Source organism: Paramesorhizobium deserti (assembly GCF_001558695.1).
Classification (GTDB): domain Bacteria; phylum Pseudomonadota; class Alphaproteobacteria; order Rhizobiales; family Rhizobiaceae; genus Paramesorhizobium; species Paramesorhizobium deserti.
The window spans coordinates 526564-540454 of record NZ_LNTU01000034.1; the positions used below are offsets into that span (position 1 = coordinate 526564).

The following is a 13891-nucleotide window of genomic DNA, read 5'->3' on the forward strand; positions in this document are numbered from 1 at the left end:
GGCGGAAAGTCAAATGTCCTGCAAAGCCTCTCAGCCAAACGAGTTGTGCTGACGGTCCACGCGTGCGAAGATGTCTGCAGGCCTGTAAAGCCGACGATCTACGCAATGCTCCTTTCTCGGATCACATTCCAGTATGGCGAAAAACATAATCGACAAGTCCGAAGGGCAAAAGGCCGCCGAAGCCAATGTCGAGAGCTTTCGGCACGAACTCGGCCCGTTCGTCGTCGCCGCCAATCAAACACGGATGGCCATGGTGTTCACGGACGCGAAGGAACCCGGCCACCCGATCATCTTCGCCAATGACGCCTTTCTCTCCCTGACCGGATACGACAGGGAAGAGGTGCTCGGCCAGGACTTCAATTTCCTGACACAGCTCGGTGCAGATGCCGCGGCGCTGGAGAAGATAAAGAGCGAGTTCAACGCGCATGCGGTGGGAGGTGCGGAAATCCAATATCGCCGCAAGGATGGCAGCGATTTCTGGGCCGTCGTCTTCATCAGTCCGGTCCGCGACCAGGATGGAGAAATAGTGCAGTACTTCGCCTCTTTCGTCGATCTCACGCTGCACAAACAGGAGCAGATCGAATCCAAAATGCTCATCGACGAGCTGAACCACCGGGTGAAGAACACGCTTGCGACGGTGCAGTCGATCGTTTGGCAGGCATCGCGAACAAATTCCGATCCCAAGGTGATCCGGGAAGCGATCGAAACCCGGCTGTTCGCGCTTTCCCGGTCGCACGATCTGCTGACCCGAGAAAACTGGGTAAGCGCAGGGCTGGTGGACGTGCTCAACGACGCCCTCGAGCCGTTCGGAATCACGAACGGCCGCGCGGAGCGCGTTACGATCAAGGGCGAGAACATCCGCTTCCCGCCGAAAGCCGCCTTGGCGCTTGGGATCGCGTTCAACGAACTCGCAACCAATGCCGTGAAATACGGCGCGTTCTCCAACGCTGCCGGCTCAATCCATATTGAGTGGAAGGTCGAACCGGGAGCGAATGGATCCCGATTGTCGCTGACTTGGCGGGAGGAAGATGGCCCGCCGGTCGCCCCGCCCATACGCAAAGGATTCGGCTCTCGCGTGATCGAGCGCGGCCTGGCTCACGAACTAGGCGGGATTATACATCTCGACTACCGGAAGGAAGGGCTGGTCTGTACAATTGACATTCCCGCTGCATCGGAATCGCTCCATGGATGATTTGCTCTCCGGCCGCCGCGTCCTCGTCGTCGAGGACGAAGTGCTGGTCCTCATGATGATCGAAGACATGCTGGCCGATCTCGGCTGCGAGTCCGTGACCGCCGCCGGCACGATTGAAAAGGCCGTCGCGTCCATGGAAGAGCATGTCTTCGACGTGGCGATGCTGGACATGAACCTGAATGGCAACGATAGCCTCAAGGTAGCCAAAGCGCTGACCGCACGCGGCGTGCCGTTCGTCTACTGCACTGGCAACGGCCATGGCATAAAGGAAGACTCGGCCAACACCCCGGTTCTTCGCAAGCCGTTCAGCTTCGAGGAACTGACCGGAATCCTCACGCGTCTTCTCTCTCGCTGATCGCTGTCGGCGCTCAGCCAAAGGCCTTCGCCCGTAGCCCCGGTTGCTGCAGGGCACCGTAACGCCACCGGGTGCTCCTGCTCAGCGTTTCAGGGCGTCCCGAATCTCGTCCTTGGCCTTGCCTACACCTTTTTGGACCGTGCCCTCAGCCTTGTCTGCCTTGCCTTCGGCCCGAAGTTTTTCATCCCCCGTGCCCTTTCCAATAGCTTCTTTCACGTTTCCGCGAACTTTCTTCGCACTGCCTTTTGCTTCGTCCTTGTGCATTACTCTCTCCTGCGTCCAGACAAAACAAACCGGCGGGACAATCAATCGTTCCGGGTAGGATCTTCTTTTCTCGCTCTGAGCGAAGCATCTCGTCCGACTTCTCGTCAAGCGACCGTGAGGGTGTGACGTGCCTTCACGTGAGAGGCCTCTATATTCCAGAGTGTACGACCGTCTCTTGCAAGCATGATAAGGATTACTGGGCCTAGGTCGCAGGAAGGATATGGGATGTTGACGCCGACTGTGCAGGGAATCAGTTTTGCCACTGTAGTGGTCCTGGTGACCGCAGCTTTCGTCTGGCTGCTCTTGCCATTTTATGGGGCAGTGCTATGGGCTGTAATTCTCGCGCTGTTGTTCAATCCGCTGCACCGCAGAATTGAGAGACGACTTGGTGCTCGGCGAAACCTTGCGGCTATGCTGACCCTATTCGCCTGCATTTGCATTGTGGTCATCCCTGGCTCGCTGATCCTCGCATCCCTCGCCCAAGAGACGACCAGCCTCTATAGCCGCATCAGTACGCGAGAGTTGGATCTCGCCCTCATACTGGAGAATTTTCACAGAGCTTTGCCCTCCTTCATTGTGGATGGGCTCGCAGTCTTCAAACTTGGCAGTTTTGGGGAGATTCAAACTCGGCTGACCTCATTCCTGGGCGAAGCCGCCCAAACCATCGCCACGAGAATAGTGTCCATTGGGCAGGGAACAGCTCAGATTTTCATTAGCCTCGGTATAATGCTTTATCTGCTCTTCTTCCTATTTCGGGACGGCCCTAGATTAGCGGCCACGATCCGCAAAGCCAGCCCGCTCAGCGACCATCATACCAATCACATATTGGGAAAGTTCAGTGAGGTCGTGAAGGCAACCGTCAAGGGAAACGTGATTATCGCGATCATCCAAGGAGCTATCGGAGGCATCGCGTTCTGGATGCTCGGGATTGAAGCCGCGCTTCTCTGGGGTGTTCTCATGGCGGTGTTGTCGCTTCTGCCGGCCATAGGTGCCTTTATAGTCTGGGGGCCTGTCGCAGCCTATCTGCTGATATCGGGTCAGTATCTGAAGGGTGCCATTCTGCTTGCGGTGGGCGTGTTGATCATCAGCATGATCGACAACTTGTTACGGCCACCACTGGTGGGAAAGGGTACACGCCTGCCCGACTATGTAGTCCTTATTTCCACTCTCGGCGGAATCGCGATCATTGGAATGAACGGGTTTGTCATCGGCCCGCTGATTGCTGCCCTGTTCTTCGCCGTTTGGTCTTTATTCACCGACGACCAAATTCGCTCGCAACGGGGGGACAAGTAAGTCAGTCATTCGTCTTTGTCCGCTTTGAGGAGAGCTTGGCTGCACAGGGTGGATGTTGCCTGGCGAGGGCACGTTTGAACGCCCCCAGGTCTCGTTTTGATAGATCCCGCCGCGGGTGCTTGTAGAGACGATAGGAACTGGCGGTCTGTATTCTTAGAGCGGTTCAGGTTGTATCTGAATCGGAGGGGATTCCAGTTTCAGCCGGTTTGTGATTCAAGATGCTGGCTGGGGTGGAGGCCAGCATCGGATGACGCGACCTCTTTCGAATGATCTGCGTGAACGTGTTTTCAGGGCGGTCGAGGCCGGCGAGAGCTGCCGGTCGGTGGCGGCTCGTTTCGGCGTTGCCGTCTCGTCGGTGGTGAAGTGGTCTCAGCGCTACCGTGCGAGCGGATCTGTGGCGCCGGGCAAGATGGGCGGGCACCGCAAGCGTGTGCTGGAGCCGCACCGTGCCTTCATCGCCGAGCGGATCAGCCAGACGCCGCATCTGTCGCTGCACAAGCTGAAAGAAGAGCTGGCGGCGCGCGGCGTGAAGGTGTCGCACGATACGGTGTGGCGGTTCCTGCGCCGCGAGGGGCTGCGGTTCAAAAAAAACGCTGTTCGCCCTTGAGCAGGCCCGTGCCGATATTGCCCGCCGGCGGCAACGCTGGCGTTCTTGGCAGTCCGGTCTCGATCCGACACGGCTGGTGTTCATCGACGAGACCTGGATCAAGACCAACATGGCGCCGCTGCGGGGCTGGGGACCATGCGGCAAGCGCCTGCGCGGCTTTGCCCCGCACGGCCACTGGCGTACGCTGACCTTCCTGGGCGCTTTGCGCCACGACCGGCTGACGGCGCCTTGCGTCTTCGACGGACCGATCAACGGCCAGTGCTTCCGCGCCTATGTCGAGCAGCAACTCGTGCTGGTGCTTAAACCGGGCGACATCGTCATCATGGACAATCTCGGCTCGCACAAGTCGGCCGCCGTCAGGCAGATGATCAAAGCCGCCGGCGCAAGGCTCTGGTATCTGCCCCCATACTCGCCCGACCTCAATCCGATCGAGCAGGCCTTCCGCCAAGATCAAGCGCTGGATGCGCGCGGCCCAGAAGCGAACCATAGAGGAGACATGGCGACACATCGGCGGCCTCGTCTCCTCAATCAAGCCCAGCGAATGCAGCAACTACTTCGTCAATGCAGGATACGCTTCCGTCAAAACTTGAAAGGCTCTAGGATCCGCGAACGATCAAAGCCGGGCAGAATCCAAGCGAGCAGTTTCCCGGGTTTCAGCGGGTGGTCACGGACAACAGCAATTGAGGCAATGTGCTTGCCTAGCTGAGACATTTTGGACCTGGTGGGACTATCGAAGCGGACGTTCATCTCTTCACTACTGTGCTCTAAATCCGGCACATTGAAGCGTCGCGCAGTGTATCGAACGCCCCGCGCTCCCTACAAAGCGGCGAGCGAAGTGCCGGCGGATACGCTGTTTCACACCTCGGTCGTTTGACCCCGCGAGGTCAGCCAGACCAGCATTGCAAGGCCGGCGAGGGCTGAAAAGACGGATCCAGCTAGAATACCAAGCTTGGCGGCATCGAGCATTGCTGGGGCGTATGCAAGGCCGGCGATGAACAGAGACATGGTGAAGCCGATGCCGGTCAGGAAGGCGCCGGCTGCCAAAAAGGACCAACTTAGACTGGATGCCCGGGCGGCGAGGCCGACACGTACGGCGAACCAACTGAATCCAAAAACGCCAACCGGCTTGCCCAGAGCCAGACCTGCAAAGATTGCCAGAGAGACCGGTTGGCCGAGATCGGCCCCCGTGATCGCAACACCTGCATTGGCCAAGGCGAAGATTGGCATGACCGCGAAGCCCACCCATGGGTGCAGCATCGTTTCCAGCCGTTCCACCGGGGAGAGTGATTCCGTAACCGCTCTGCTCGCCTGTCGGAGGTCGCGGTGGTCCGCGGTGTCAGCGCTCCAATGCTCATCTCCCGGATAAGCAAGCACGCGGCCGAGGATGGCACGCAGACGTGTGTCGCTGACCCATACGCGCGTCGGCGTCATCAAACCGAGAACAACACCAGCGATCGTCGCATGGATGCCGGATGCGTCGAAACACAGCCATATTACGCCTCCCAGCAGAAAATAGACGGGAACGCTTCTAATCCCGATACCGGCAGCGCCTGCAACTGCGCCAAGCCCAAGGATGCCGAGGCCGAGCGCAAGCCAATTCAATGCTTCGCCGTAGCCGACAGCCACCACCAGTATCGCCCCGACGTCGTCGAAAATCGCCAGAGACAACAGAAACAGGCGCAGAGCCGGTGGGATACGGGAGCCGAACAGCGCGAGGCACCCGATCACGAACGCCGTGTCGGTGGCCATGACGGTCCCCCATCCATGCATTCCCGGTTGGCCGCCCATCAACGCCAAATAGATGGCCACCGGAACGAGCATGCCACCTATCGCGGCTGCGAAAGGAAGTGCCGCTGTTCGTACAGCTCGCAATTCACCGAGGACAATCTCTCGTTTGAGCTCCAGGGAAATCACGAAGAAGAAGAACGTCATCAACCCGTCGTTGATCCAGTGCCGCAGTGAACGGCTGAAATCCAGCGCACCGAAATGAAGGCCGATCGGCGTCTCCCAAAACGCGAGAAACTGCGCTGACCAGGGTGAGTTTGCCAGGAGCAAGGCGATTAGCACCGCCAGGAGCAGCAGTCCTCCTGCCGCCGCCTCAATCTTCAGAAATCGCGCGAAGGGCTTCGTGACGCGGTCGGCTATCTCATGTGGTAGGTCCGTGCTGCTCCGATCGGTCATGACAGATATTCACTCCCCGCGGTCTGGCGGAACAATCCAAGGAGGTTGGGTTTGCCGCGTGCTGCAGTGGACTACAAAGGTCAAAGGGCCACCATCAGCGCATTGAAGTCACACTCTCCATGGGAGTCGAACTAGGGCGAACGCAAGATCATGTCGCGTTCACTGCACTCAAGCCGCCAGAGCTTCTCGAAACGATACGAGCCGTTTGGCATTTTCGTCCCACAGTACAAGTTTGACGCAGCGCAGGCTCTGCAGAAAGGTGATGCGGCCTATGTCGCGCAGGTCAGGATGATCTCGCAACACCTCCGGCAGACGATAAAACGGCACCTTGGCCGACAAGTGATGCACGTGGTGGATGCCAATGTTTCCAGTAATCCAGCGCAGAGGAAAGGGAAGATCGTAGTGTGAACTGCCGTGCAACGCGGCGTGATGGAAGTTCCAATCGTTGCCCTCGGACCAGTGCGTTTCTTCGAATTGATGCTGAACGTAGAAAAGCCAGACGCCGGCAGTGGCCGCCATCAGGGTGATCGGCAGTTGGACCATGAGAAAGGGACCAATCCCCATGAGCCACATCAGACCGGCGACCGGCAAGGCGACACCAAGATTGGTGGCGATCGTCGACGTCCAGGGCTGTATGCCGGCGCGCATGAGGCCGAATGGCAATCGATACTGACAGACAAACAGCCAAGCGGGGCCGAAACCGAACATCACAAGGGGATGGCGATAGAGCCGATAGCGCAGGCGGCCCCACCAAGACAGCGCGTGATATTCTCCGACTGTGAGAGTATTGATGTCGCCGATCCCGCGCTTGTCGAGATTGCCCGCTGTCGCGTGATGGATGGCATGGGTACAGCGCCAGTAGTCATAGGGCGTTAGCGTGAAGACGCCGATCACGCGCCCTGTCCAGTCGTTAACGCCGCGGCGCGCGAACAAAGTGCCGTGACCGCAATCGTGCTGCAGGATGAAAAGGCGGACCAGAAAGCCGGCCGCCGGGATCGTCAGCAAGAGGCCCCACCAGAAGCCGTACACGGCCGCTACCGCACACAGCGTCCATAAGGCGGCAAAGGGCAGCGCCGTTATGGCTATCTCGACCGTGCTGCGGACGGGGTTGGGTTGCCGATACTGCGCCAGGACCTTTGTCCAGGAGCGGTCGCCGGCCTCAATGGCGGCGCCACCAGAAACATTATTTTCCACTAAATTTCCGAGCCTACATGTGCGCCCAAGCGGAACGCGCGTTACAATCAGGCGCCGATATCGCACCTTTGATCTGATACTCAGGCTGCACGATGGGAAACGAATTTCTTCGCTTTCTTCGCGGTGCGTTTGGCCGAAGCGGGCGCAGGTCGCTGCGCCTCCATCTCCAGGCGGGCCTGGCGCAGCCTTTGAGGCTTGGCTTCGCGACTATCGGCTTCCGCCTTCATGATTGCCCGGGCCGCGCTGTCCGTGAGATCCGCCTTGGTTTGCGGACCCGGCCTAACGGTCCGAAAAAGATTGTCTTTGGTAATGGTTTCGGTCATGCCATCGGCCTCCTTCCATGACGATTTCCTTTCAATCGCATGTTGTGATTGTGCCGGCCGCATGACGCGGCGAGCGGTCAAAGTCGAATTTGATAAGGGGATCGTCAGAGCGCCCTTGGCGCATAACAAGTTCATCAAACAAGATCGATCTATTCGAATATATAGGCAAGTCTGGCGTCCGAACAAGCCCATAGCCAAGAAAATTGATCCGATATTGCTGGAGTCCATAAGAAGAACCTCGTCCTTGAACGAATAGTTTGCGGCAATCCTGGTATTTGACTGCCAAAGAGCCTATATAAGGGTGTGGCTCCATACACCCGGCCACAGAAAAGAACACCCTATGAAATTCCGGCTCCTCCACGACCGCGTCGGCATTCGACGCGTCGATGCCAATCCCATCGCAATACTTCTGATCACGACCGAGGCAATGGTCGCCGATATTCCGCATGAGGTGCGACGACAATCGCCGCACCAACGGCATGGGCGGAATGAATTGCAGTGCCTGAAGGGCCTTGTCGAAGACGACCGGGCATAGCCGGAACAACTGGCAGGCGCCGAACTACGACAAGACGTTCCTCGCCAGCGCTGGACCAACTACCAGCCATCGAAATCGACTCTCGTGCCGCGACCCGCAAAAGCTGTGCTGCGCATCACAAGCCAGGCGGCCAAAGGAGCAGAACAGATGAAGAGCATGCCGGCCCGCCGTTTCACCATTGGACAAGCCGTCCGCATGAACAACAGGCTCGGCCTTTCGCCCTCAACGGCGGAGACCTACCGCATCACAGCGATCCTGCCGGCCAGAGAGGATAATTCACCTCAGTATCGCATCCGCAACGACGATGAGCGTCACGAGCGCGTGACGACGGAAGACAGCCTCGAAGAGCTACCAGCGCCGCCCGCCCCGGGGCGACGGGGCACGAATAAAGGAGCCTGACAATGGCTAAAGGGCAGAAACGCAGCAATCGCGAAGTAAGGAAGCCGAAGCAGGAGAAGGCGCCTGCGAAAGTGGAGGCGCCGCTCGGCTCTCAAGTCAAGCGGGCGGGCAACAGCAATGTGTTGCGCGAGAAGACGAAGAGCCGAACATGAGCGGGCTACATCACCCGGCAGGTGCCGAAGATGAAGGTGATCATCGAATTCTATAGGGTCCGCGCGGTCGATACCGCTCATGCAAGGGTCGGCCGTGTCAGCCGCAGCGTGGCTGATGCCGACGACGCCATCAGGCTGGCCAGATCGTTGCTGCTCTCGCTCGACATGCCGCAGGAACCTGATTTCATCGCGATCTTGGACGATCAGGAGAATGCCTTTTATTGTGCATCCGCCATTCCCGGTCATGAATTCGGTTCAACCCAAACTGCCGAAGTCAGCGTCTGGGAGAACGAGGGCGGCGCTGTCCACAGGCCAACCAGGAGTGCCGCCAACTCAGCACAGGCTTTGGTCTCACTCCCGATATACGGAGATACGCCATCATGACGCTCACTTTCCCCAATAGAAGCCGCAGCTATGACAAGGCCGGACAGCGCGTTCGCTTCATCGGCCATGACGGCATGTTCGAGGTGCCTTTCTTCGTTGAGACCGATGCGCTCCGCACCGTAGCTACCGGCGAAGCGGATTATCTTGCCGCGTTCGATGCAGCGCGCGCCACGATCTACGACGTCGCGCGCGAAATCTACGGGAATGCTCGCAGGACCATATATGTGCTGACGGCAGCGGATTTCCGGTAAGCCGGGGCCCTCTGGACCACCCCGACAGGAATATGAAAAGCTGGATGCTGCCATGACCGTTCGCACCACCGATACAGAGATCACATTCGCGCAGCCCTTCATGCTGAGCGCCTTTGACGCTCGGCAGCCTGCGGGGACCTATCGCCTGGTGGTCGACGAGGAGGAGATCTTCAGTCTTTCCTTTCTTGCCTATCGGCGCACGGCCACGATGTTGCACATTCCAGCGATTTCCGTGCAAAGCGACCGATATCAGGTCGTCGAAGTCGATCCGGAGGAACTCGCGGCGGCTCTAGACGCGGATGCGCTCGCGAGCCGCTCTAAAGAGGACTAGTCACTCATGCAGCACCTTGGTCGAATTCACGGGACTGGTGTCCTGAAATGTGCCGGCAAGACACTTTTCCGCATAGACTACGATTTTGACGGTTTCCTGAGGAAGCCGGCGGAAGTGATCGGCAGCGGCGAGATCCGGATGTCTCCCGACACACTGCGACAGGTATTTGGTCGCGAGGATCTTCATCTCCTTACGGAAGACGGGCGACTTCTGAGCCTTCGCTTCTCCGAGAGGCATTTGCCGGAGGCCAGCGACGCCGCTCATGTGGATATCGCCGGTGATCTGCCGCCGCAATCGGAATGGTGCCACTGACCGCCCGAATCCGCGACATGTGATCGTCGTGCGACTCAAGTGGGACTTTGAACCGTCTCCTTATCCGAAACGTATAGGAGTCGATACTTCAGCAAAATCAGCTCGGCGCCATTCGCGCACAAGCTGGAAAGGCACTCATTGAACTCGATCCTTCGCTTCTCGGGCTCGCTCTTCATCGCCATGGAATAACAGGGCGCCGGTGAGGGAGGAGCTTTTCAGCGTCGAGCGGCTCGAGCAGCACGCGGAAAGCCTCGCTGCCGCGCAGCCGGTGGCCGGCCGCCCGCCGGCCGTCCGGCCCCTACACACGAGACTCAATGATAATGCCGCCATTTTGCTTGCCGCCTATCGGGCCGTTAGCTGCCCGTCGGGTCCTGGCCGAGGAATTGGGCAAGCTGCCCTTCGGTAACCGACCTCATGCCGGTCGTAAATGACCTCTCTGTCTTCCCCAGAGCAAACCCGCGATCGCGTGAACAACTGCGTAGCGCCAATTTTGGACGAAGTAGAATACCCTGATCATTCGTGCCCTCGCGCCGCGACGGACGATAGAACTGGCAACGCATCCTTTTTTTCACTAGGTTTCCCGGAACTGCCAAGCCAGCACTCGCCCTCGCTGCACTGGCTCCGCAACATCGCAGGAATATATGACAACTGCAGAAGTGCGCATCTTTTTTTGAGGAAGTGAGCCACCGTGCCTGATCCAGACACTGCGGAGCACAATACCGAGCCTATGCGGCTCGCAGACTTTATCCGCGCAAACGTCGACCCGATTGTCGCGGAGTGGGTAAAGTTTGCGCAAACGCGCACGCCAGCCAGCGACAGCATGACGAAGTTGGCCCTGAAGGACCACATCGTCGAGCTTCTCGAATTCATCGCGGATGATCTTGAGTCTCCCCAATCCAAAAATGAGCAGGTTCGAAAGTCTCATGGCCTCGGTGTAGAAGATGGCGAGTTTGCCCGGAGTGCGGCAAAAATTCATGCTTCGCTAAGACAGTCAGATGGCTTCAGCATCGACCAGATGGTCTCGGAATATCGTGCGTTGCGGGCCAGTGTCGTGAAACTGTGGGCGGCCTCCAGCCAGGTTGTCTCCGCGACTGATCTTGAAGATATGACCCGTTTCAACGAGGCAATCGACCAGGCCATGACGGAGTCGGTCGCCGAGTATACGAAAATGGTCAATCAGTCCCGCGACCTGTTCCTTGGAATGCTGGGGCACGATCTGCGAAATCCGATCGGGGCCGCCTTGATGGCCGCGAGATTGATCGTCAAGCGCGGCGTGGCCGACAGCAAGGAGAGCAGGCTGTCGGGCCAGATCGCATTATCGATGGAACGGGCGATTTTAATTCTCGATGACCTTCTTGAAGTCACCCGCTCCGCCTTCGGTTCAGAATTGCCACTCGTCCGAACGCCCATGAAAATGGGGGAACTTGGCACGCAGCTCGTTGAGGAAATGCGCACGCTTTCTGGGGGCAAGCGGATCGAGATCGAAATTGAGGGCGATACACAGGGCGAGTGGGACAGGTCCAAGATGGGACAGGTGTTTTCGAACCTGATTGGAAACGCTCTCCAATACAGCCCCAGCGACAGCGCCATAACTGTCAAGATCAACGATCAGGTGGACCGTGTTCTGATCTCCGTGCACAACGAGGGCGACGCAATTCCTCTCGACAAGCAGAAGACGATTTTCGAGTCCCTGACGCGTGGCAAGGACAGTGGCTCCGAAGGCGCCGGATCGACCCACCTCGGCCTGGGCCTTTTTATAGCGCATAAGATCGTAACCGCGCACGGTGGAAAGATTTCTGTCGATTCAGCACAGGAACGGGGGACGACGTTTTCCGCAGTTTTGCCAAAGCGCTGTGCCGACGACAGCCGATTGAAATCAGGGTCCCGAGAGAATGCAGCGCAACATGGGTAATTCGGCCTTTGGTTGCGCGCCCGATGAATTCAGGCCCAGCGAAGCATCCGCACATTTCCGAATGTCCGCAATATAAGGCTTGCTTTCCCGAAGCCGTCTGTCCGCATTCCACCAAGCCTCAGCCTCGGCGAACCGTCCGATTCCTAAGGCGACGCAGACGAGCACGCAATGAGGAAGGCAAAGGTGGCAGCCAGTCCGAGGGCGGAACGAACCGCATGCAAGCCGCCCCACTTTTCCACCAACATCCGGGACGCCGGACCTGCATCCTTGAGGTCGGTATTGTGTAGCTTGTTGTTGGTCGACATCATGGCGACTAGCGTCCATGGCCAATTGGCAATCATCAAGCTCCCACCCACCAGGAACGCAATCACCCCGGTTTGCCACCAGGCGATCAGACCAAGAAGAAGGCCGATCACCGCGAGAGATGCTTGCATTGCAAAGCCGCGCTTATACGAGGGTTTCCATTCCGCGAGCTGTGACCTGTCATCAAGCACGAGCCGCGCAGGCTGCTCAGCGACATTGATGTAGATTGCGGCGCCCGAGAAGAACGCAGCTGTTATCAGAGCGAGAAGGCCAAAAATCATACTGTGCTCCGTTGCGCCATCGTTGTCCGCTTTTGATCTTATCGCTCGAAAGCCGACCGGCGGCAAACCACCCAATGGCAGCAGCCCGTCGATCAATCTCGAAGAGCCGCCATTGCGGTCAAATCTCCGTTCCGCCATCGAGGGTCAGCGCGCCCTCGACATCCACACCGAGATATCGAACCGCACTTTCCGCCCTACAGCCCGTAGTGCCTCCGAAACCGAGCGACTGGGGGCCGGACGAGGCGCTGGAGTGCTTCCCGACGACGGCTGGCCCCGCCTATTTCGGCTTCGGGAGTATGCCGTGGATAGATCCCGCTGCGATGACAGGCTTCATCCTTGAAGCCCTCGAAATGACGGGGAGCGCGGTCTGCTAACCGGTGAGGGCGGCGCGATCGGTTGCTGCCACCGGCAAGCGCGGCCGTACATCGGTGGAGCCGCAAACAACCGCGGCCAGCCTTCGTGCAGCGCTGCCCACACAGGTCGTCCCTTTTCTTCGGCGACCAGCCCCCGTCTGGGGCAGACCGAAGCACTCTCAGCGCTGCCGGGCAGGTAAAAGCTCTGGTAGCGATGGAAACGGCCGCCATGCGGGCACGCGCGGCGGAACGGGCATTGCTCGGGCTCGACAACGGTTCTGGTTCCCCCATACGACCTGCGTGGTTATCATCGGTGCAGATATTGGGGAACCATCTGGGGAATGTCAGTTTATATGCTGCGAAGCTTATTTCACAATTATCGTGCCTGAGACTGGCAAAGGTTGGATGACAGGGGCCTCACCGGATTTTGCCAATGTCTAGTATCGTGATCGTCAACCGCGACAATGTCGACATCATGTCGCGCGGGCTGCCGCTGCCGCTGCGGCTGGCGTTTCGTTTCATCGCCCGGTTCGAGTGCGGCCGCCTGGAAATTGGTCTTCCCGACGGCCGGCGCTACGCTGTTGTCGGCCGGCAGGAGGGGCCTTCGGCCGTCATCGAGATCCGTGATCCGCACTGTGCCTGGCGGATGCTGGCCGGCGGCGACTTGGGTGCCGCGGAGGGCTATTTACGCGGTGAATGGGACACCCCGGACCTGTCCCAGTTGTTGTATCTGTTTGCCCGCAACAGCGAACCCGCCAACGAGCTTTTGAGCAGCAACCGCCTCGCGCGCATGTGGCAGCGCTTCGGTCATTGGCGGCGGCGCAATACGCTGCGGCAGGCGCGGCGCAACATTCACGCCCATTACGACCTCGGCAATCGCTTCTACGCCGCCTGGCTCGATCCCTCGATGACCTATTCCTCGGCGATCTATGATTCCGGGGCCGACGATCTGAGGGCCGCCCAGGAGCGGAAGTACCGCATCCTTGCCGAAGGCATTGGCCTGGCGCCAGACCAGCATGTGCTGGAAGTCGGCTGCGGCTGGGGGGGCTTTGCTGAATTCGTCGCCCGAACCTATGATGCGCGCGTCACCGCCTTGACCATCAGCCGTGAGCAGCACGACTATGCCAGCCGCCGGATCTTCGAGGCCGGACTTTCCGAGCGTGTCGAGATCAAGTTCCAGGACTATCGCGAGGCGGCGGGGATATATGGTAAGCGACAAGGAGACCCCGTCTGGCGTAGGGAGTGAGCGGTCGTATATTGGTAGCGGAC

General features: G+C 58.8%; 17 protein-coding genes and 1 pseudogene. 12 read left to right on the plus strand and 6 right to left on the minus strand.

Annotation, left to right across the window (positions count from 1 at the left end; all coding sequences use genetic code 11):
- The first annotated feature begins 133 nt into the window (after positions 1-133).
- Positions 134-1192 carry an HWE histidine kinase domain-containing protein gene (locus ATN84_RS18740; protein WP_068883453.1) on the plus strand — a complete coding sequence of 353 codons (1059 nt, stop codon included), beginning with the start codon at positions 134-136 and terminating at the stop codon, positions 1190-1192.
- On the plus strand, positions 1185-1547 hold the full coding sequence (locus ATN84_RS18745) for a response regulator (protein WP_068883455.1): 363 nt from the start codon (positions 1185-1187) through the stop codon (positions 1545-1547). The genes ATN84_RS18740 and ATN84_RS18745 overlap by 8 nt, the downstream gene beginning before the upstream one ends.
- An 81-nt stretch (positions 1548-1628) precedes the next feature.
- On the opposite strand, the gene ATN84_RS18750 is transcribed toward ATN84_RS18745, so the two are convergent.
- Positions 1629-1811: a CsbD family protein gene (locus ATN84_RS18750; protein ID WP_068883457.1), complete on the minus strand. Its 183-nt coding sequence runs from the start codon at positions 1809-1811 to the stop codon at positions 1629-1631.
- Positions 1812-2036: 225 nt separating this feature from the next.
- Between ATN84_RS18750 and ATN84_RS18755 the strand changes: the two genes are divergently transcribed.
- Both ATN84_RS18755 and ATN84_RS26300 read left to right on the plus strand, forming a co-directional pair.
- Positions 2037-3104 (plus strand): AI-2E family transporter, encoded by a 1068-nt coding sequence (locus ATN84_RS18755; RefSeq protein ID WP_068883459.1) that lies wholly within the window; start codon positions 2037-2039, stop codon positions 3102-3104.
- A gap of 247 nt (positions 3105-3351) precedes the next feature.
- Positions 3352-4301 (plus strand): annotated as a pseudogene (locus ATN84_RS26300) (IS630 family transposase).
- A gap of 265 nt (positions 4302-4566) precedes the next feature.
- Here the strand turns inward: ATN84_RS26300 and nhaA are convergent.
- From nhaA to ATN84_RS27840, 3 genes are all read right to left on the minus strand, one after another.
- A complete protein-coding gene (gene nhaA / locus ATN84_RS18770) occupies positions 4567-5892 on the minus strand; it encodes a Na+/H+ antiporter NhaA (RefSeq protein WP_068883465.1) in 1326 nt (441 codons plus the stop codon).
- Between the two features lie 168 nt (positions 5893-6060).
- On the minus strand, positions 6061-7086 hold the full coding sequence (locus ATN84_RS18775; protein ID WP_068883467.1) for a fatty acid desaturase: 1026 nt from the start codon (positions 7084-7086) through the stop codon (positions 6061-6063).
- Positions 7087-7166: 80 nt separating this feature from the next.
- Positions 7167-7637, minus strand: coding sequence for a hypothetical protein (locus tag ATN84_RS27840; RefSeq protein ID WP_244491122.1), 471 nt, complete (start codon positions 7635-7637; stop codon positions 7167-7169).
- A 112-nt stretch (positions 7638-7749) separates the two neighbouring features.
- Here ATN84_RS27840 and ATN84_RS18785 point away from each other — a divergent pair, with 112 nt between their 5' ends.
- From ATN84_RS18785 to ATN84_RS18805, 6 genes are all read left to right on the plus strand, one after another.
- Positions 7750-7944, plus strand: a complete 195-nt coding sequence (locus ATN84_RS18785) for a hypothetical protein (RefSeq protein WP_068883471.1) — start codon at positions 7750-7752, stop codon at positions 7942-7944.
- Between the two features lie 147 nt (positions 7945-8091).
- The gene (locus ATN84_RS18790; protein ID WP_342027689.1) at positions 8092-8343 is read left to right on the plus strand and encodes a hypothetical protein; all 252 of its coding nucleotides are present in this window, start codon (positions 8092-8094) and stop codon (positions 8341-8343) included.
- A gap of 2 nt (positions 8344-8345) precedes the next feature.
- The gene (locus ATN84_RS27540; protein ID WP_201026402.1) at positions 8346-8495 is read left to right on the plus strand and encodes a hypothetical protein; all 150 of its coding nucleotides are present in this window, start codon (positions 8346-8348) and stop codon (positions 8493-8495) included.
- A 30-nt stretch (positions 8496-8525) separates the two neighbouring features.
- The gene (locus ATN84_RS26990; RefSeq protein WP_153020293.1) at positions 8526-8879 is read left to right on the plus strand and encodes a hypothetical protein; all 354 of its coding nucleotides are present in this window, start codon (positions 8526-8528) and stop codon (positions 8877-8879) included.
- A complete protein-coding gene (locus tag ATN84_RS18800) occupies positions 8876-9130 on the plus strand; it encodes a DUF1488 family protein (RefSeq protein WP_068883473.1) in 255 nt (84 codons plus the stop codon). The genes ATN84_RS26990 and ATN84_RS18800 overlap by 4 nt, the downstream gene beginning before the upstream one ends.
- 52 nt (positions 9131-9182) lie before the next feature.
- The gene (locus ATN84_RS18805) at positions 9183-9461 is read left to right on the plus strand and encodes a hypothetical protein (RefSeq protein WP_068883475.1); all 279 of its coding nucleotides are present in this window, start codon (positions 9183-9185) and stop codon (positions 9459-9461) included.
- On the opposite strand, the gene ATN84_RS27330 is transcribed toward ATN84_RS18805, so the two are convergent.
- Positions 9462-9770 (minus strand): hypothetical protein, encoded by a 309-nt coding sequence (locus ATN84_RS27330; protein ID WP_161939593.1) that lies wholly within the window; start codon positions 9768-9770, stop codon positions 9462-9464.
- 691 nt (positions 9771-10461) lie between these two features.
- On the opposite strand from ATN84_RS27330, the gene ATN84_RS18815 reads away from it, so the two are divergent.
- Positions 10462-11685: a sensor histidine kinase gene (locus ATN84_RS18815; RefSeq protein ID WP_244491123.1), complete on the plus strand. Its 1224-nt coding sequence runs from the start codon at positions 10462-10464 to the stop codon at positions 11683-11685.
- Positions 11686-11828: 143 nt separating this feature from the next.
- Here ATN84_RS18815 and ATN84_RS18820 read toward each other — a convergent pair whose 3' ends face one another.
- A complete protein-coding gene (locus ATN84_RS18820; protein ID WP_068883607.1) occupies positions 11829-12266 on the minus strand; it encodes an anthrone oxygenase family protein in 438 nt (145 codons plus the stop codon).
- A gap of 789 nt (positions 12267-13055) precedes the next feature.
- Here ATN84_RS18820 and ATN84_RS18825 point away from each other — a divergent pair.
- On the plus strand, positions 13056-13868 hold the full coding sequence (locus ATN84_RS18825) for an SAM-dependent methyltransferase (RefSeq protein ID WP_068883479.1): 813 nt from the start codon (positions 13056-13058) through the stop codon (positions 13866-13868).
- Positions 13869-13891: the final 23 nt, after the last annotated feature.

Excerpts from the sequence above, each read along its gene's own strand:
- ATN84_RS18740 (WP_068883453.1), top strand. The coding sequence starts at position 134 with ATGGCGAAAAACATAATCGACAAGTCCGAAGGGCAAAAGGCCGCCGAA.
- ATN84_RS18745 (WP_068883455.1), top strand. The coding sequence starts at position 1,185 with ATGGATGATTTGCTCTCCGGCCGCCGCGTCCTCGTCGTCGAGGACGAA.
- ATN84_RS18750 (WP_068883457.1), bottom strand. The coding sequence starts at position 1,811 with ATGCACAAGGACGAAGCAAAAGGCAGTGCGAAGAAAGTTCGCGGAAAC.
- ATN84_RS18755 (WP_068883459.1), top strand. The coding sequence starts at position 2,037 with ATGTTGACGCCGACTGTGCAGGGAATCAGTTTTGCCACTGTAGTGGTC.
- nhaA (WP_068883465.1), bottom strand. The coding sequence starts at position 5,892 with ATGACCGATCGGAGCAGCACGGACCTACCACATGAGATAGCCGACCGC.
- ATN84_RS27840 (WP_244491122.1), bottom strand. The coding sequence starts at position 7,637 with ATGGACTCCAGCAATATCGGATCAATTTTCTTGGCTATGGGCTTGTTC.
- ATN84_RS18785 (WP_068883471.1), top strand. The coding sequence starts at position 7,750 with ATGAAATTCCGGCTCCTCCACGACCGCGTCGGCATTCGACGCGTCGAT.
- ATN84_RS18790 (WP_342027689.1), top strand. The coding sequence starts at position 8,092 with ATGAAGAGCATGCCGGCCCGCCGTTTCACCATTGGACAAGCCGTCCGC.
- ATN84_RS27540 (WP_201026402.1), top strand. The coding sequence starts at position 8,346 with ATGGCTAAAGGGCAGAAACGCAGCAATCGCGAAGTAAGGAAGCCGAAG.
- ATN84_RS26990 (WP_153020293.1), top strand. The coding sequence starts at position 8,526 with ATGAAGGTGATCATCGAATTCTATAGGGTCCGCGCGGTCGATACCGCT.
- ATN84_RS18800 (WP_068883473.1), top strand. The coding sequence starts at position 8,876 with ATGACGCTCACTTTCCCCAATAGAAGCCGCAGCTATGACAAGGCCGGA.
- ATN84_RS18805 (WP_068883475.1), top strand. The coding sequence starts at position 9,183 with ATGACCGTTCGCACCACCGATACAGAGATCACATTCGCGCAGCCCTTC.
- ATN84_RS18825 (WP_068883479.1), top strand. The coding sequence starts at position 13,056 with ATGTCTAGTATCGTGATCGTCAACCGCGACAATGTCGACATCATGTCG.